Here is a 16,059-nt window from a genome sequence, read left to right as displayed (position 1 = left end):
GATACTCCTTCGAAAGTTTGAACTTTCCGTCGCCATCGTATTGACGATCGGTGCTAATCGCCGATGCCCGCATCGTGCGCACGCCACGCCACGCAGCGAATGCGTTGAACGCAAGGCCAAATACCACGGATGGCCAGAACCACCAGTTACCGATGATTGGGGTCAGCAACGCTGGCACGAACGGCAAGACTACAAGCAGCTTACGATGACGACTGCCCGGTACATTCCACTGCGCATCAACCCATTTTCGCGTTTTGAGATACAAGCTCACTGATTCATTCCGAACACCACCTCAATTGCGACGAGGATAGCAGCATTGAGCTGCGCTCGAAATGGGTCGAGAGCGGACTTAGTGCGGCGCGCTCGGCGCGCGCGGCTACCTAGGCGACGCGAAAATTCGCGAATGTTCTACCCATTTCACCGGAGATACACCGGACTGCAAAATCGGGCGATAGGGCAAAAATGGCGGAAAAGCTGGCGCACCCGACAGGATTCGAACCTGTGACCTCTGCCTTCGGAGGGCAGCGCTCTATCCAGCTGAGCTACGGGTGCATCATGGCCTCGCGGCGAGCGGGGCGCTTAGCAAAGCGTGCCACTGCTCGCCAGTGCAAATCGCGCAAGGGAATGTGCGGGGGATCGCGCAAACATTTTCGCGCCGGGCGTTAGCGTTTTGGCAAGTCTGGCTGCGTTACTCTGCGCCCATGAGCGCGATGTCCCACGAATTCGACCTGTCGCAAGCGACGATGTTGCCACCCGCCAAGCCGGGGCCGCACCCGATCCCGGATGCCGGCGCGCTGGCCAGTCAATGGGATGCGGTTCACGAAGCGGCGGCGGCGGTTGGCCATCTGGCGCAGCTCAGCCGCGAGGATACAGACTATTCGGTGCAATCCTTGCCGCTGCGGGCGGCGGAGTTGGGCGGCTGGCATTATGAAATGGTTGCACGTGGGATCGACGATCTGGCCGCAGTGATGCAGCCGGGCCTGCGCGCCTTGCTGGCGCTGACAGCGGACGGCCGCGACACCACAGCGGCGGCGCTGACGCTGTGGCGCGAATTTCACATCGCGCGCGCCGCGATCCTGAGCATCGCCGTGCAGGATTGATCCAGCCAGCTTGCGCTTGACCTTGTTCGCGCTCTGTTCCATTTCTGGGGCATGAGCGATTCACAATTAATCTCCGATTGCACCGCCGCGCAGGTGGCGCGCGGTATTGCCCGGCTGTTTGCGCGCAATGATATCTGGTGCCTATCCGAAATGCCGCTGCGCAATGGACGGCGCGCCGATCTGATGGGCGTGGACGCCAAGGGGCGGGTGATCATTGTCGAAATCAAGGTCCAGCGCGGCGATTTGCTGGGCGATGGGAAATGGCCCGATTATCTGGACTATTGTGACCGGTTTTACTGGGGTGTTCCGCCCGGAATGGATCGCAGCCCGCTGGAAGGGGACAGCCACAAGCCTGATTGCTGCGGCATTATTGTTGCCGATGAATATGACGGCGAAATCCTGCGCCCCGCACCGCTCCACCCGCTCAGCGCCGCGCGCCGCAAGGTGGAGGTTGAGCGGCTGGCCCGCGCCGCGCTGCGCCGGATGACCGTGGCCGCCGATCCACACTGCGCGCCCTGGGGGCAGGAGAGTTAACCTGCGCTCTGTCATCGCCCGCGAAGCTGCGGCATAAGCGCCTGCGATGTTGACTGCGATTGCTCTTTCCGCGCTCGCGATGACTGTGATTGTCGCGCTGCGCTATCTGGCGGCGAGCGCGCTGTTCGCGTGGATCACCGCGCGGCGGCTGCCGGGGTTTTATGCCAAGCTTGGCCCGCAGATGCGGCGCGAAATTGGCTGGTCACTGGCCTCGGCTGCGATTTACGGCGTTCCTGCAGGGGTGGTGGCCTGGGGCTGGCAGCACCGCGGCTGGACACAGGTTTACAGCGATTGGGACAGCTATCCGCTGTGGTATCTGCCGCTTGCCCCATTGCTGTACCTGCTGGCGCATGACGCGTGGTTTTACTGGACGCACCGCTGGATGCATCGGCCCCGCCCATTCCGCATTGCCCACGCTGTGCATCACGCCAGCCGCCCGCCCACCGCATGGGCAGCGATGAGCTTTCACCCGATCGAGGCACTGACCGGGGCCGTGGTGATCCCCGCGCTGGTGTTCGTGATCCCGATCCATGTCGCCATGCTGGGTGTGGTATTAGTGATCATGACCGTAATGGGTGTGACCAATCACATGGGGTGGGAAATGTTTCCCCGCAGGCTGGTTCACTCCCGGTTAGGGGGCTGGCTGATAACAGCAAGCCATCATCAGCGTCATCATGAAGAGTACAAATGCAATTACGGACTGTATTTCCGCCATTGGGATCGCCTGTGCGGCACCGACAAGGGCCTGAGCGCCAACGCCTGAGCCGCACTGCGGCGCTGCTGCTGTTGCCGCTGGCTGCCGGGCTGACAGGAGCGAGCGCGCCACAAGAGGGCGCAACTGTCACCGTTACCGCCACCGATCTGCGCAGTGCCAAGGGGCTGGTGCAGGCCTGCATGACATCGGCCGAGAGCCAGTTCCCGCGCTGTGACAACCCCGCCGAGGTGCTGGGCACAACCGTCAGCGCGGCGGGCAAGACGGTCACACTGCGATTCACCGGCGTCAAACCGGGCCGGTACGCCATCGCTTTGCTGCATGATGAAAACGGCAATGGCAAAGCCGATATGGCGCTGGGATTCATGCCAAAGGAAGGGTTTGGCTTCTCCCGCGATGCGCGCGTGCGCATGGGGCCGCCCAAATTCTCCGAGGCCGCAGTCGACATTGGCACTGCTGACCAGCACTTCAGTATCAGGATGCGCTATCTGCTCTGATCTGCCCCGACATCCTTGGTTAACGATTTTAACCGGATGTTTACTACGCTCCCCCACAAGCCTTGTGAATGCGCAACGCAACTTCGGGGGCTTAAACAGCGATGGACAGGCTTGGCGGCTATTTTGGCTCGCACGACGCGGACGACCATCTCGATTACGAGGACGATATCGGCGAGGATGATTCCGCGCTCGATCATCCGCCCTCGCCCGTCGGGCAGGACGAACGGCGCATGCAGGTGCGCGCTTACAATCATTGGGCGGGCCTGCTGGGCGACCGCAATTTTCCCAGTATCGAAGATCTTGAGCCCGAACAGCTGGACGATTTCGGTCCCTATTCGGTGCTGCTCGATTTCACTGTGGGCGTCGAAGATGCCGAGGTCCGCTTTGTCGGGGCCGAGCTGGCGCAGGAATGCGGCGGCGGCAATCAACTGGTGCGCCTATCAGACGTACCCAGCCGTTCGGTGCTCAGCCGAATCACCGATCATTACATGCAAATCCTGGCGAATCAGGCGCCGATCGGATTCGAGGCGGAGTTCGTCAACGATGCCGGGCTGACCGTGCTCTATCGCGGGATCCTGCTGCCCTATTCCTCGGATAACGAGACGATCGACTTCATTTATGGCGTAATCAACTGGAAGGAAATGGCCGACCAGCAGACCGCCGACGAGCTGCTGCTCGAAATCGACCAGTCGCTGGGTGTGAATGACGAGATTGGCGAAGACACCGAACGCCCGCTCGAAACCGCCGAAACGCTGACCGAAACGAGTGAAGCCGTAAGCCAGGAGGCTGAAGCGATGCCCGAAGTTACCGCCGAAGCCGCCGCCGAATTCACTGGACCCGAAGACGCTGACAACACCGTGTTCGACCTTGGCAATGCCCAGATGGTCGACGATACGCCGGAAGGCGCGCTGCCGCTGCCCGCATTCGGACAGGATGATGACGAAACGCCCCCGCTGGCGGCCACGCTGGACGAGGATGACGAAGATTACGACGATGGCTCAGCCGCTGAATGGACGCCCGCACCGCCGCGCGTCGGCACGCGCGGTCTGGACGCGCTGGGCAATCCGATTGGCGCCCATCCCGGTGCCGGTGAAGAGCATGGCGGCGAATACGAATCGCTCGACGATTACGACAGCGGCATGAAAACCGCCGCCGATTACGGCCTGCCCGATTGGGACGAAGAGCCCGAGGGCGAAGATGTGGACGATCTGGTCGACCCGCTCGCCGATGAAGATTCCGAAAGCAGCCTAGTTTCACTGGTCAGCCGGGGAATGCGCACCAAGCGGTCTGTCGATCTATCGCGGATCGAACCGGCGGCGCCTGTGCCCGAACCTTATGAGAACGAGAGCGAAAGCGGCGAACCGCCGTTTATCGATCCCAGCGAATATGCCGGCGGACCCGAGGTCGAAGCTGAAGAGCCGGTCGGATCGGTCGCCGAGGACGCGGTTGAAATCATGCCCGAGCCTGAGCTTGAAGCAGAGCCAGTGTTCGAACCCGAGCCGCCAGTCGAGGCGCAGCCCGAACCCGTCGCCGAAGCCCCTGTCCCCGCTCAGGTGGTGCCAGAACCCCAGCCGCTGGAAGCCATCGCAGCCGCCGACATCGCTCCGCTGCTGGCCGAACCTTCACCCGAAGGCCTGTACGACTGCCTCGCCGCAGCACGCGAGATGGCGCATGCTGCGCTGACGACCGAAGATCGCAGCCGCAAGACGCTCTATGCCGCCGTGGGCCGCGCCTATGACTTCAGCCTTGAAGCCGAGGAAAACCGCGACGAATTCGCTGAACTGATCGCCGACAATGGCCTGACCGTTCAGGACCGCGCGCCGATGACGCCGGTGGTCAAGCTGGTCTTCGGTGCCGATTACGACAAGACCCGGCTGACCGAATATGCCGCCGTGCTGACCCATGCCCACCGCCTGCAAGTTGCGCGCGGCGAGCTGTCGCAATTCCTTCGCAGCGCCGAAGGCGGGCTGAAAGGTGTGGTCCAGGCCGAACGCCGCGCCCGCCGCGAGGAACAGGGCAAGCCGGCTCAGGAGGTCAATTCCGTCCGTGCCGCGCTGGCGAAAAAGCTGCGCAAGCTTGAGCCTTTGTCTTTCGCCGATGTCGAAGATGATGGCGCCGAATTCGCGCTGGTCATGGTTCATCGCACTGCCGATGGTGAGCTGGTGGTGCTGGGCGAAGTGCCCGAGGATGTGCCGCTGATCGAGCGGGCCGCGCGCAAACTGCTCGGCTGACGCGATAATCTGCGCGAAAGGCTTGGCACCTTGCCACATGCTTCGCTAGCGCGGGGCTATGCCACTATTTCCCACCGCGCCCGTCCGTATCCAGCCCTATCTCGGCTATCGCAATCGTGACCGGCTGGTCATCACTGCGCGCGCGCTGCGGTCGCGCGAAAACACCTTTGCCAAAAGCGGTCGCTGGCGGGCCTTTCGCACCATGGTGGCGCAATTTGCCAGCCACGAGGTTGCGGGCCTGCCCGTCACTCTCGAAATCGCGCGGCCCGGCGGGGTCAGCCACCAGCATCAGGGGCTGAGCGACAAGGAAGGCTTCGTCCATTTCGATATCCGCCTTGACCCTGAATGGGATTATGCGGTGGATCCAGCATGGGAAACCGTGCTGTTCCACTGGCACAATGAAGAGGGCGAACATTGCGCCGAAGGGCATGTGCTTGCACCGGGCACAGCCACGCAGCTTGCGGTCATTTCCGACATTGACGATACCATTGTCGAAACCGGCATTACCGGAAATTTCCGCGCGGTGATGCGCAATTGGCGGCGTATCTTGCTGGAAATGCCGGAGGAACGGCTGCTGGTTCCCGGCGCAGACCTGTTTTATCAGGCGCTGGGCGGCGGCGCGGTGCAGAGCCATGATGATGCCCATGCGGGTGACCGCCAGCAGGCGACCTCGCGGCCGTTTTTCTATGTCTCATCCAGCCCATGGAACCTGTTTTCCTATCTCGTCGCTTATATCGGCGGACGCGGCCTGCCGCTGGGTCCGGTGTTGCTGCGCGATTGGGGGCTCAACCGCGCAACCTTCGGCAGTGCCAGCCACGGCGCGCACAAGCGGGCGGCGATCACGGGCCTGCTGGCGCATTACCCCGACCTAAAATTCGCGCTGATTGGTGACGATTCGCAAGGCGATCTGGTGGCGTTTGGCGAAATCGTTGTGGCTGATCCCTCGCGGATTCGCGCGGTGTTTATCCGCAAGCTGGGCGCGGCCAGCAGTGTCGAGGAGGAAGCCGCCAAAGCCGCCATCGAACAGGCCAAGGTCCCGCTGTGGCTGGGCGAGGGTTATTCCGAAGGGCACGATTTTCTGGCCTCGATGGGCCTGCTGGGCGACGATGAAGCAGAAGCCATTGTCGAAGCCGTCGACAAACCCGCCCAAACGCCCGACAAGCCTGCAACATGACAGGGAAGCGAAAGATGAGCCGCATGGTCAAATTGCTAATCGCATTGGTGGTGGTCGCGCTCGCGCTGTTCGGCGTGTGGCGCTGGGCCGTTGCGACCGGGTCCGCTGCGACGCTCGACTGGGTCGATGCGCGGTTCTCTCGCCATCACGATGTCGTGCTGGCGCAATCGGCGCAATATGGCTCTGATCCGGCGCAGCGCGTCGAATTGTGGGTGCCCAAGGGTCAGGATTTTGCCGAACCCGCACCCCCGCCGGGCACTCCGGTACAGCCCTTGCGCTATCCGCTGATGGTGTTCTTTCACGGCGGCGGCTGGCACAGCGGCGCGCCCGAGGATTACCGCTTTATCGCCCGCGCTATGGCGGACATGGGCTATGCCACCGCGCTGGTTGGTTACCGGCTGGTGCCCGATGGCCGCTATCCCGCCATGCTGGAAGACAGCGCCGCCGGTATCAAATGGGTGCGCGACAATGCCGGAAAACATGGCGCGAGAACCGACCGCATTGCGCTGATGGGCCATTCGGCGGGCGCGTATAATGTGTTGATGATGGGCCTCGACCCGCAATGGCTGGCCGCTGCTGGCGTGCCGCAGGATGCAATTTCAGGCGTGGTCAGCCTGTCCGGTCCGGCGGACTTCTATCCCTTCGACAAACCCTCTTCACAGAACGCCTTCGGCCATACCGACACACCCGAAGCGACTCAGCCGATCACCTATGCCCGCGGCGATGCGCCGCCGCTGCTGATGATCCACGGCACGGGCGATACAGTGGTAAGGCCGTACAATTCGCAGAATCTGGAGGCCGCCGTGCGCAACGCCGGAGGCTCGGTGACCCTGCACGAAATCGACGATGCCAGCCACGCCTGGACCGTCATGGCCTTCGCCCGCCCGTTTGACCGCGATCCGGCGGTCAAGGATTGGGTGCAGGCGTTCCTGCGCCAGACCGACCAGGCCCCGGCTTCAGCGCCCGTTCAGCGCGAGGCGGCGCAATAAGCGGTAATGCGTCAGCTCTCCCGCCTCCTCGCCCGCACGCTGGCCGTGCTTGCTGCTGCCATGCTGGCAGCGCAGCCGGTGGCGGCACAATCGGTGCTCCGCGATGCCGAGACCGAGGCGTTTCTGCAGGAAATTGCGGCTCCGCTGGTTCAGGCTGCCGGGCTGGAACCCGGCAATGTCGATGTGGTGCTGCTCAACGATCCATCGATCAACGCTTTCGTGGCGGGCGGCCAGACGGTCTATCTGCACAGCGGACTGATCGAGGCGGCGGACTCTGCCAGCGAAGTGCAGGGCGTGATTGCACATGAAATCGGCCATATCACTGGCGGACACATCAACCGTTACAGTGAAGGCGCGCGGTCCGCGACGACCATTATACTGCTGTCCATGCTGGCCGGGATCGGGGCCGCGCTGGCTGGTGCTGGCGAGGCCGCGCCCGCCATCATGTCGGCCGGACAACGCGCGGCGATGGGCAATTTCCTGTCTTTCACCCGCACGCAGGAATCCTCCGCCGATGCCGCTGGCGCGGAATATCTTGGCAAAGCGGGTATTTCCGGACGCGGCTCGCTGACCTTTTTTGGCAAGCTGCTCAATCAGGAATACCGTTACGGCTACCGTCAGGATGACGAGGCGGGCTTCAACCGCACGCATCCGCTATCGGGCGACCGGATTTCCGCCTTGCGCGAAGTGTATGAAAGCGATCCGGCATGGGATCGCCCCGATGATACCGAATGGCAACGGCGGTTTGAACGCGTGAAGGGCAAGCTGACCGGCTATATCGCCAAACCCGAAGCGACGTTCCGCGATTATCCGCAGAGCGACCGCAGCGTCCCGGCGATGTATGCGCGCGCTTATGCCTATCATCAGGAAGCGCGCATCGACAAAGCGCTGGCCGAGGCTGATGCGCTGCTCGAACTGGATCCTGCAGATCCCTATTTCCTCGAACTCAAGGGTCAGGTCCTGCTGGAATCGGGCCGCGCGGACGAGGCCATTGTGCCGCTGCGCCGCGCCACCGATCTTTCCAATTCAGAGCCGCTGATTGCGGGTCTGCTGGGCCATGCGCTGATCGCGACCGAGGACCGGACGCATTACGAAGAGGCCGAGGGCGTGCTGCGTGCCGCAGTGGGGCGTGACCGGCTGAACCCGTTCGCCTGGTATCAGCTGGGCGTGGTCTATGCCGAACGCGGCGATATCCCGCGCGCGCGCCTCGCCAGCGCCGAACAGCAGGTGATGAGCGGGCAATACGGTTTGGCGCTGCGCAGTGCGCAGGCGGCAGAAGCTGGCCTAGACATGGGCACACCCGACTGGCTGCGCGCGCAGGATATCGGGATGCAGGCCCGCGCGCTGATCGAACAGCAATGCGAGATCGAGCGCCGCCGCAATTGCACTGGCGGACGATAGGCGATAGCGGGCGCGGCCATGAAAAACCATCTGATCACCGCGCTGATCGCGCTTGTCTTTGGCTTTGCGGGCGCCGGATTGTGGGCTGCCAGCGGACTGGGCAACGGGCTGACGCGCAGCTATCTGGTCGGCAATCCCGACATTCTGCCCGCCATGGCCGAAGCGTATCAGCAAAAGCAGGCTGAGGACCGGCTGGCCGATGTCGGCGGCGCTGTAACCACGCCGTTTCCGGGCGCGGTGCTGGGCAATCCCGAAGGCAGCAAGACGCTGGTTGAGTTCACCGATTATGGCTGTACCTATTGCCGGATGAGCATCGCCGATGTCGACCGGCTGGCGCAAGAAGATCCCGATCTGAAGATCGTGGTCCGCGAATGGCCGATTTTCGATGGTAGCGAAGATGCTGCACGGATGGGTCTGGCAGCTGCCAAGCAGGGCAAGTTCGCCGCTTATTATCACGCCGTGTTCGATCTTGGCCCGCCCAGCGCCGCATCGGTCGAGCAGGCCGCCCGCACCGCCGGGATGGACCTTTCCGCCGCCCGCCTGTTCGCCGCATCCGATGCGGTCACTGCGGAAATTGCGAAAAACCGTGAATTTGCCCGCAAGCTGGGCTTTTCCGGCACGCCCAGCTGGATCGCGGGTGGCTCTACTCTGGAAGGTTATGTCGGCTATGACCGCCTGGCCGCCGCCATCGCGGGCGACAGCTGAGCGCTTATTCCTCGGCGATCGCCTTGGCATAGGCTGAGGTGATCGGCTTTGCCATCACGCGCCGCACCATCGGTTCGAAAAACTCCAGCGGTTCGCTGGCGTAATCCGGGTCGAATGCCGCCTGATCATATTTCTCGCAAAATTCGCGGCACGCCTCGAAATGCGGGTGATCGCGGAACTGTTCGCGTGCGTTCTGGTCCATGCCCAGAAAGTGGAAATAGTAATAGCCCTGGAACGCGCCGTGGTTCTGACAAATCCAGTGCAATTCCTCGCTGACAAACGGCTTGAGGATGGCGGCCGCCACTTCGGGATGGTTATAACTGCCCAGCGTGTCACCCATGTCGTGCAGCAGCGCCATCACCACGTAATCCTCGGCCCGCCCATCGCGGTGCGCGCGGGTGGCGGTCTGCAGGGAATGTTCCAGTCGGCACACCGGAAAGCCCCCGAAATCGCCATCAAGCAATTTGAGATGGGTCAGCACACGGTCCGGCAAGCCGCGCGCAAACTCGCGGTAATCGCGGCCGATGACCGCCCAATCTTCGGCGGTGCCCTGCTTCATTTCGCGGAATGCGGCGCGTTCTGCCATCCCGTGCAGCGTGTCTTCACGCACATCCATCAGCTGTCTCCCGCGGCCTGTCCGCATCACGCAAGCCTAGCCGCTGGCGCAGCGGCCTGCAATTGCGCTAAGGCGGGTGCCGCATGGCCGTGTTGCCCTTCAGTCCGACGCCGTTCTTCGCCAACAAGAATCAGGCATTCTGGAACCTCCAGCTGGCCGGTTGGGGCGGAACCGCGCTGCTGCGCGCCATGTCCGCGCTGGCCAATGGGCAGCCCGCCGATTTTCTGGTCATCATCCTGATCGCCACGATCACGGGCTTTTCGCTCAGCCTGATTCTGGCGGTAATCTATAACCGCCTGATCAAGCAGCAACCGCTGGTGACCTGGGGCATTACCGCGCTGTCATTGGTGCTGGCCGTGGGGGTTTACGCCTTTGTCGACAGCTGGGTGCTGGAACTGGCGCGCCCCACCAGCGACAGCGGTTTCGCGCGGCTGTTTGTCGGGATTTACTTCATCGATCTGACCCTGCTTGGGGCATGGTCTGCGCTGTATTACGCGATCAATTTCTTCCTGCAGGTGGAGGAACAGACCGACCGGCTGGAACGTCTGGAGGCGCAGGCCACCAGCGCGCAGCTGGCGATGCTGCGGTATCAGCTCAACCCGCATTTTCTGTTCAATACGCTCAATTCGATCAGCACGCTGGTGCTGCTGAAACGCACTGAGCCGGCCAATGCGATGCTGACCCGGCTGTCCAGTTTCCTGCGGCATACGCTGGTCACCGAGCCCGGCGGTAAGGTCACAGTGGCGCAGGAGGTCGAGACATTGAAGCTCTATCTCGACATCGAACGGATGCGGTTCGAAGATCGGCTGCGCACCGATTTTTCGGTCGAGAGCGAAGCCGCAGCCGCGCGATTGCCGTCGATGCTGCTGCAACCGCTGGTGGAAAATGCCATCAAATACGGCGTCAGCGTGCTGGAAGAAGGCGCGGAGATTACGCTGATGGCGCAAATCGTCGGCCCCCGGCTGCGCGTGACGATCAGCGACAGTGGGCCGGGCGTCCATGTCGGCGGGGTCGAGGGCGGGTTGCCCGCCGTGATGGCCACGCACAAACGGCGCGATTCGACCGGCGTGGGCCTTGCCAATATTCGCGATCGGCTGGCGCAGGCCTATGGTGACGATCACCGCTTTGAAATCCGCTCCCCCGAAAGCGGCGGTTTTACCGTGCTGATCGAGCTGCCGCACGAAACTGCCGACGAACAGGACCCGTTCGCCGCACCCCGCGCGACAGCGTCCGCGAAACCCGCCAGCACCTTGCGTGTTGAAGACCAGCAACCTCTGCAAAAGGCGATCCCATGACCATCCGCACCATCCTCGTCGATGACGAGAAGCTCGCGATCCAGGGCCTTCAGTTGCGGCTTGAACCCTTTGACGATGTCGAGATCATCGAAACCTGCCAGAATGGCCGCGAGGCGATCCGTGCGATCAAGACGCTCAAGCCCGATCTGGTGTTTCTCGATATCCAGATGCCCGGCTTTGACGGCTTTTCTGTGGTGCAGGGCGTGATGGATATCGAACCGCCACTGTTCGTCTTCGTCACCGCATTCCAGGAACACGCGATCCGCGCGTTCGAGGCGAATGCGGTCAATTACCTGATGAAGCCCGTGGATGAGGACAAGCTGGCCGACACACTAGAACGCGTGCGCACCCGCATTGCCGAAAAGAAGAGCACGGAAGAGGCCGAAAAGCTCAAGAATGTGCTGTCCGAAGTGGCGCCGGAAGCGGTCGAGGACATGGAAACCGACGATAGCGAAGCGGCAGGCCGCTATGAAAAGCTGATCAACGTCAAAGATCGCGGACAGATCTTCCGCGTCGAGGTCGGCTCGATCGAACATATCGAAGCGGCTGGCGATTACATGTGCATCTATACCGGCGACAATTCGCTGATCCTGCGCGAAACCATGAAGGATCTGGAGCGCCGACTGGACCCGCGCAAATTCCAGCGCGTGCACCGTTCCACCATCGTCAATCTGGATCAGGTCCGGCAGGTCAAGCCGCACACCAATGGCGAATGCTTCCTGGTGCTGGATTCCGGAGCAGAGGTGAAAGTCAGCCGCTCCTACCGCGACGTAGTGGCACGGTTCGTTCATTGATGGCGTTTCACATCGACGGCTTCGACCTGAACCGCTTTGTCCGCGATACGCTTGCAGAGGACCTTGGCGACGGCCTTCCCGGCGGCGGGCGCGATGTCACCAGCGAGAGCGTCATTCCTGCCGATGCGCGTTTTGCCGGGGTGATGGACACCCGCGATGCCATCCTCGTGGCGGGCCTGCCGATTGCCGCAGCTTTTTTCCGCGCGCTTGAGCCGGATATGGATGTGGAAATTCTGGTCGAGGAAGGCGCCGATGTGCCCGCCGGGACCGATCTGATGCGGCTGTCGGGCAATGCCCGCGCCATGCTGACCGCCGAACGCAGCGCGCTCAACACAGTCCAACACCTGTCGGGTATCGCCACCATGGTGCAGGGCTATGTCCGCGCGATGGACAATCCGGCGTGCACTCTGCTCGACACCCGCAAGACCATTCCCGGTCTGCGCCATCTGGAGAAATACGCGGTCCGCATGGGCGGCGCAGCGAATCACCGCATGGGCCTTTGGGATGCGGCAATGATCAAGGACAACCATGTTCTGGTCGCGGGCAATGTGGGCGAGGCCGTGCGCCGCGCCAAGGATGCGGGCGTCGCCGACATTATCTGCGAAGTCGACCGCATCGACCAGATCGAGCCCGCACTGGCTGCCGGGGCAACCCGTCTGCTGCTCGACAATATGGCCCCGCCCATGCTGCGCGAAGCGGTGGCGCTGGTGGCAGGCCGCGTGCCAACCGAAGCCAGCGGCGGGATCAATCTGGAGACCATCGCTGCCAAGGCTGCAACCGGGGTAAATTACGTCTCGGTCGGCCGCCTGACGCAAAGCGCGCCCGCTGCTGATATCGGTCTCGACTTTACCCCGCTTTAACTTTGCTGCATTCCAAGCGCGGGCGTTTCTGAGAGGGATTGTATGCGACCAGACTCAATCAAGAAATTCGACATGTTATTCCTGGGCGGCATCGCCTTGGGGATCGTGAACTTCATCATCGGTTACGGCGCGCTGTCAGCCGATCTTGAGGCGCAACTCGCAGCTGAAGGGGCCCAGGGCGGGCCTGCTATTCTGATCGGCAGCGTAATTTTCGGAACAGTGATTGCGCTGGCGCTGTGGTTTCTGGTCTCGCGGATGCGAATCGAATTTGTGAAATGGGTGCTGATCGCGCTGGTCGGTTACGGCCTGTTCTCGCTGTTTTCCAATGGGATTAAGGCGATGGATCTGATCGGCCTGCTGGCTTCGCTGCTGCAGGCGGCGGCGCTGATCTTTCTGTTCCGTCCCGATGCCAAGGCGTGGTTTGCCGCAAAGACGCGCTAAGGTTTTGGCCAATGGCAGCGCGGCGATCCGCAGTGGCATAGCATTTGCCGCCGCAATCGCTGCCACGCCACTGGCCGCGCAATCGTACCAATGCCGCCTGCCGGACTCGATCGCCGTGCCGCGCATCGCGCCCGATGCCGCGCCGCGCCGCCTGCCCGTGACCGGATACACGCTGGCGCTGAGCTGGGCGCCGGAATTCTGCCGGACCCGCGAAGACAATCCGGGCCATGCGCGGCAGTGTTCCGGGCGCGATGGGCGGTTCGGGCTGGTGGTTCACGGGCTGTGGCCGGACAGTGGCCGCAGTTGGCCGCAATGGTGCCGCGCCCGCGCGCCGGTCGCTGCCGATATGCGCCGCAACCTCTGCCTCAGCCCCTCGGCCCGCCTGCTGGCCAAGCAATGGGCCAAGCACGGCAGCTGCATGGCAAAGCGGCCTGCCACCTATTTCAAGGTCACGCGCATTCTCTACCAAGGGTTGCAGATCCCCGATTTCGACCGGATTTCCCGCGAAGAGGATTTGACCGCTGGCACAGTACGCACGCGATTCGTCGATGCAAACCGTGGGTGGCGCGCCGATGCCATTGGCGTGCATCTCAATTCGCGTGGTTGGCTGGAGGAGTTGCGGCTCTGCTATGACAAGCGGTTTATGCCGACCACCTGCGACCGCCAGCGGCGCGGTGCGCGTGACAAAGGGGCGGTAAAAATCTGGCGCGGGTTGTGACCTGTGCTGGCTATGACCGGCGCGCGCTGAAAAAACCGCGCAGCAGCGCCGCCGCTTTCGCCTCTCCCATGCCAGCATAAACCTCTGGCCGGTGCAGGCATTGCGGCTGGTCAAACACCCGCGCGCCGTGCTCGACAGCGCCGCCCTTGGGGTCCGCAGCGGCATAATAGAGCTTGCCTATCCGCGCATGGACAATCGCGCCGGCACACATCGCGCAAGGCTCCAGCGTTACCCACAATTCACAATCGGTGAGGCGCTCCTGCCCCAGCGCGCGGGCGGCGCGGCGAATCGCCAGGATTTCAGCATGCGCGGTCGGGTCATGGCCTTCGCGCGGCGCATTATGCGCCTCGGCAATAACGGCGCCAGCGCGGGTCACCACCGCGCCCACGGGCACTTCACCCGCCGCCGCCGCAGCCTCGGCCAGCGCCAGTGCGCGTATCATGGGTTGCGGTAGTGTCCAGCCAGCCATAGGAGGTCGCTAGAGCGGGGCGGCGCAAGGCGCAACGTGCTTGACGATTCGCAAGGCCGCAGCTATGCGCGCCGCTTTCCGGGACAAGTCGAGCCCCGCACCCCGCTTTCAGGGGACTGTGGAACTCGGCCCCGCCAATTGAACGAGAGACGCATCATGTCGCGTATTTGCGAACTCACCGGCAAGGGCCGTCAGGTCGGCCACAATGTGAGCCATGCCAACAATAAGACCAAGAAGGTCTTCCTGCCCAACCTGCAGAACGTTACGCTGATGAGCGAGAAGCTCGAGCGTAGCTACAAGTTCCGCGTGTCGACCCACGGTCTGCGCTCGGTTGAGCACAATGGCGGGCTCGACAATTGGCTGATGAAGACCAAGGACGAAAAGCTTTCGTCGCGTGCGGTCAAGGTCAAGCGCGAGCTCAAGAAGGCTTCCGCCGAAGCCGCCTGAGCGTAAGCGCCCTTCCGGCGCCTTACTCAGCGAGATAGAGATTTGGGGGCGTGCGGCCGGTCCGCGCGCCCCTTTCGCTTGCACATTCGCGGCGTGTTTCAGTCAGCCCAGCGCAGGCGCAGCAACAGCGTTCGCTGGAAATGTTGCATGTCGTTATCATCCGATATCAGCCACACGAAACGCTCGCCCTGCCGGCCGATTTCCACTGCAATACCTTCGTAATTGTCGCTGGGCACGGGAGCATCGAGCCGCGCAATCACGCGGGCCTGCCAGGGCTTGCCCGCAGCAATCCGGGCCGGATCAGCAATCGCGATGGCGCTGCCAAAGCGCGGCGGGAACGGCCAGCGCAGTTTTCGCAGCAGGATAAGCACGCGCCCGTCGGGCAGCGCAGCCATATCCACCGGCGCATAGCCATCGGTCCCCTCAAGGCCGAAGCGCACAGGCGCGGGCGTTGCACGATCGGTCGGGTCGCCAGCGAACAACAGGCCGCGATAGGCGCTGCGAAACAACCCGCCAGTCCCTTCGCTCAGCACGATAAACCGTCCATCGGACAACCGCACCATCGCCTCTGGCCCGGTATTGCCTGACCAATTGCGCATGGCGGGCGGGCGGGCGCGGGCCTCGGCCTCGAAATCTGGCGCAAACCGCTCGATTGTGTTGGAGCCTTCATAGGCCATCCACATGCGCCCGCTGACATCATCCAGCGTCATCGCCTCGATATCGAAATTGGACTTGTCGGCATCGCGGACGCGTTTGAAGCGGTCGAGATAGGCATCGGCTAGCGCCCCGCCCTCCCGCCGCAGGAACAGCAGGCGGCCACCGTCACTGGCGGCCACCAATGTGCGTCCGGGCCGCAGCGCCAGCGCCGAATAACCGCCGAACATCGGGCTATCGCTGGACAGCTGCCATGCGGCGTTGAGCCGGAACGGCCCGATTTTCGCGTGGGGGATATCCAGCCGCACGATGTCGACGGGGGCCTGGCGATCCAGCGGTTGCGGCTCACTACGCCACAGGATGCCCGGCGACAGGCCCGCAGCGATCAGCAGGGCAAGGGTCAGGCGGAATTTGCGCATGGT

General features: G+C 62.9%; 18 protein-coding genes and 1 tRNA gene. 15 read left to right on the top strand and 4 right to left on the bottom strand.

What is annotated here, in order from left to right:
* Nucleotides 1–475: 475 nt before the first annotated feature.
* Nucleotides 476–552, bottom strand: a tRNA-Arg gene (locus FEV51_RS08285).
* Nucleotides 553–701: 149 nt separating this feature from the next.
* Here FEV51_RS08285 and FEV51_RS08280 point away from each other — a divergent pair.
* The 9 genes from FEV51_RS08280 to FEV51_RS08240 all read left to right on the top strand — a co-directional run bounded on the left by FEV51_RS08280 (nt 702) and on the right by FEV51_RS08240 (nt 9,343).
* A complete protein-coding gene (locus tag FEV51_RS08280; protein WP_138617790.1) occupies nt 702–1,100 on the top strand; it encodes a hypothetical protein in 399 nt (132 codons plus the stop codon).
* Between the two features lie 51 nt (nt 1,101–1,151).
* Nucleotides 1,152–1,634: an MmcB family DNA repair protein gene (locus FEV51_RS08275; RefSeq protein ID WP_138617788.1), complete on the top strand. Its 483-nt coding sequence runs from the start codon at nt 1,152–1,154 to the stop codon at nt 1,632–1,634.
* A gap of 46 nt (nt 1,635–1,680) precedes the next feature.
* Nucleotides 1,681–2,397, top strand: coding sequence for a sterol desaturase family protein (locus FEV51_RS08270; RefSeq protein ID WP_138617786.1), 717 nt, complete (start codon nt 1,681–1,683; stop codon nt 2,395–2,397).
* Entirely contained in the window at nt 2,361–2,843 is a 483-nt protein-coding gene (locus FEV51_RS08265) for a DUF2141 domain-containing protein (protein ID WP_246034499.1), read from the top strand. Before FEV51_RS08270 ends, FEV51_RS08265 begins: the two co-directional genes overlap by 37 nt.
* Nucleotides 2,844–2,944: 101 nt before the next feature.
* Nucleotides 2,945–5,074 carry a hypothetical protein gene (locus tag FEV51_RS13470; RefSeq protein ID WP_138617781.1) on the top strand — a complete coding sequence of 710 codons (2,130 nt, stop codon included), beginning with the start codon at nt 2,945–2,947 and terminating at the stop codon, nt 5,072–5,074.
* 58 nt (nt 5,075–5,132) lie between these two features.
* Entirely contained in the window at nt 5,133–6,248 is a 1,116-nt protein-coding gene (locus tag FEV51_RS08255; RefSeq protein WP_138617779.1) for a phosphatase domain-containing protein, read from the top strand.
* Nucleotides 6,249–6,262: 14 nt separating this feature from the next.
* Entirely contained in the window at nt 6,263–7,237 is a 975-nt protein-coding gene (locus tag FEV51_RS08250; protein ID WP_171033074.1) for an alpha/beta hydrolase, read from the top strand.
* A 6-nt stretch (nt 7,238–7,243) separates the two neighbouring features.
* Nucleotides 7,244–8,638, top strand: a complete 1,395-nt coding sequence (locus tag FEV51_RS08245) for a M48 family metalloprotease (protein WP_138617775.1) — start codon at nt 7,244–7,246, stop codon at nt 8,636–8,638.
* Between the two features lie 18 nt (nt 8,639–8,656).
* A complete protein-coding gene (locus FEV51_RS08240; protein WP_138617773.1) occupies nt 8,657–9,343 on the top strand; it encodes a DsbA family protein in 687 nt (228 codons plus the stop codon).
* Nucleotides 9,344–9,347: 4 nt separating this feature from the next.
* On the opposite strand, the gene FEV51_RS08235 is transcribed toward FEV51_RS08240, so the two are convergent.
* The gene (locus FEV51_RS08235) at nt 9,348–9,959 is read right to left on the bottom strand and encodes an HD domain-containing protein (protein WP_246034498.1); all 612 of its coding nucleotides are present in this window, start codon (nt 9,957–9,959) and stop codon (nt 9,348–9,350) included.
* Between the two features lie 83 nt (nt 9,960–10,042).
* Here FEV51_RS08235 and FEV51_RS08230 point away from each other — a divergent pair, with 83 nt between their 5' ends.
* The 5 genes from FEV51_RS08230 (at nt 10,043) to FEV51_RS08210 (ending at nt 14,067) form a co-directional block, all read left to right on the top strand.
* The gene (locus FEV51_RS08230) at nt 10,043–11,254 is read left to right on the top strand and encodes a sensor histidine kinase (protein WP_138617771.1); all 1,212 of its coding nucleotides are present in this window, start codon (nt 10,043–10,045) and stop codon (nt 11,252–11,254) included.
* Nucleotides 11,251–12,048, top strand: a complete 798-nt coding sequence (locus FEV51_RS08225) for a LytR/AlgR family response regulator transcription factor (RefSeq protein WP_138617768.1) — start codon at nt 11,251–11,253, stop codon at nt 12,046–12,048. Before FEV51_RS08230 ends, FEV51_RS08225 begins: the two co-directional genes overlap by 4 nt.
* On the top strand, nt 12,048–12,908 hold the full coding sequence (gene nadC / locus FEV51_RS08220; protein WP_138617766.1) for a carboxylating nicotinate-nucleotide diphosphorylase: 861 nt from the start codon (nt 12,048–12,050) through the stop codon (nt 12,906–12,908). The genes FEV51_RS08225 and nadC overlap by 1 nt, the downstream gene beginning before the upstream one ends.
* A gap of 72 nt (nt 12,909–12,980) precedes the next feature.
* Nucleotides 12,981–13,349, top strand: coding sequence for a hypothetical protein (locus tag FEV51_RS08215; protein ID WP_138617765.1), 369 nt, complete (start codon nt 12,981–12,983; stop codon nt 13,347–13,349).
* Between the two features lie 4 nt (nt 13,350–13,353).
* Nucleotides 13,354–14,067 (top strand): ribonuclease T2 family protein, encoded by a 714-nt coding sequence (locus FEV51_RS08210; protein WP_246034497.1) that lies wholly within the window; start codon nt 13,354–13,356, stop codon nt 14,065–14,067.
* A 10-nt stretch (nt 14,068–14,077) separates the two neighbouring features.
* Here the strand turns inward: FEV51_RS08210 and FEV51_RS08205 are convergent, their stop codons facing one another.
* Nucleotides 14,078–14,536 carry a nucleoside deaminase gene (locus FEV51_RS08205; RefSeq protein ID WP_138617761.1) on the bottom strand — a complete coding sequence of 153 codons (459 nt, stop codon included), beginning with the start codon at nt 14,534–14,536 and terminating at the stop codon, nt 14,078–14,080.
* Nucleotides 14,537–14,692: 156 nt separating this feature from the next.
* On the opposite strand from FEV51_RS08205, the gene rpmB reads away from it, so the two are divergent.
* Nucleotides 14,693–14,983, top strand: a complete 291-nt coding sequence (rpmB, locus tag FEV51_RS08200; protein WP_138617759.1) for a 50S ribosomal protein L28 — start codon at nt 14,693–14,695, stop codon at nt 14,981–14,983.
* A gap of 98 nt (nt 14,984–15,081) precedes the next feature.
* Here rpmB and FEV51_RS08195 read toward each other — a convergent pair whose 3' ends face one another.
* The gene (locus FEV51_RS08195; protein WP_138617757.1) at nt 15,082–16,056 is read right to left on the bottom strand and encodes an esterase-like activity of phytase family protein; all 975 of its coding nucleotides are present in this window, start codon (nt 16,054–16,056) and stop codon (nt 15,082–15,084) included.
* Nucleotides 16,057–16,059 lie beyond the last annotated feature (3 nt).

It is taken from the genome of Qipengyuania marisflavi, assembly GCF_005884405.1.
Classification (GTDB): Bacteria; Pseudomonadota; Alphaproteobacteria; order Sphingomonadales; family Sphingomonadaceae; genus Qipengyuania; species Qipengyuania marisflavi.
The sequence above is the reverse complement of the archived record's forward strand: the minus strand, read 5'-3'. Positions and strand labels throughout refer to the sequence as shown.

Excerpts from the sequence above, each read along its gene's own strand:
- FEV51_RS08280 (WP_138617790.1), top strand. The coding sequence starts at position 702 with ATGAGCGCGATGTCCCACGAATTCGACCTGTCGCAAGCGACGATGTTG.
- FEV51_RS08275 (WP_138617788.1), top strand. The coding sequence starts at position 1,152 with ATGAGCGATTCACAATTAATCTCCGATTGCACCGCCGCGCAGGTGGCG.
- FEV51_RS08270 (WP_138617786.1), top strand. The coding sequence starts at position 1,681 with ATGTTGACTGCGATTGCTCTTTCCGCGCTCGCGATGACTGTGATTGTC.
- FEV51_RS13470 (WP_138617781.1), top strand. The coding sequence starts at position 2,945 with ATGGACAGGCTTGGCGGCTATTTTGGCTCGCACGACGCGGACGACCAT.
- FEV51_RS08255 (WP_138617779.1), top strand. The coding sequence starts at position 5,133 with ATGCCACTATTTCCCACCGCGCCCGTCCGTATCCAGCCCTATCTCGGC.
- FEV51_RS08250 (WP_171033074.1), top strand. The coding sequence starts at position 6,263 with ATGAGCCGCATGGTCAAATTGCTAATCGCATTGGTGGTGGTCGCGCTC.
- FEV51_RS08245 (WP_138617775.1), top strand. The coding sequence starts at position 7,244 with ATGCGTCAGCTCTCCCGCCTCCTCGCCCGCACGCTGGCCGTGCTTGCT.
- FEV51_RS08240 (WP_138617773.1), top strand. The coding sequence starts at position 8,657 with ATGAAAAACCATCTGATCACCGCGCTGATCGCGCTTGTCTTTGGCTTT.
- FEV51_RS08235 (WP_246034498.1), bottom strand. The coding sequence starts at position 9,959 with ATGGATGTGCGTGAAGACACGCTGCACGGGATGGCAGAACGCGCCGCA.
- FEV51_RS08230 (WP_138617771.1), top strand. The coding sequence starts at position 10,043 with ATGGCCGTGTTGCCCTTCAGTCCGACGCCGTTCTTCGCCAACAAGAAT.
- FEV51_RS08225 (WP_138617768.1), top strand. The coding sequence starts at position 11,251 with ATGACCATCCGCACCATCCTCGTCGATGACGAGAAGCTCGCGATCCAG.
- nadC (WP_138617766.1), top strand. The coding sequence starts at position 12,048 with ATGGCGTTTCACATCGACGGCTTCGACCTGAACCGCTTTGTCCGCGAT.
- FEV51_RS08215 (WP_138617765.1), top strand. The coding sequence starts at position 12,981 with ATGTTATTCCTGGGCGGCATCGCCTTGGGGATCGTGAACTTCATCATC.
- FEV51_RS08205 (WP_138617761.1), bottom strand. The coding sequence starts at position 14,536 with ATGGCTGGCTGGACACTACCGCAACCCATGATACGCGCACTGGCGCTG.
- rpmB (WP_138617759.1), top strand. The coding sequence starts at position 14,693 with ATGTCGCGTATTTGCGAACTCACCGGCAAGGGCCGTCAGGTCGGCCAC.
- FEV51_RS08195 (WP_138617757.1), bottom strand. The coding sequence starts at position 16,056 with ATGCGCAAATTCCGCCTGACCCTTGCCCTGCTGATCGCTGCGGGCCTG.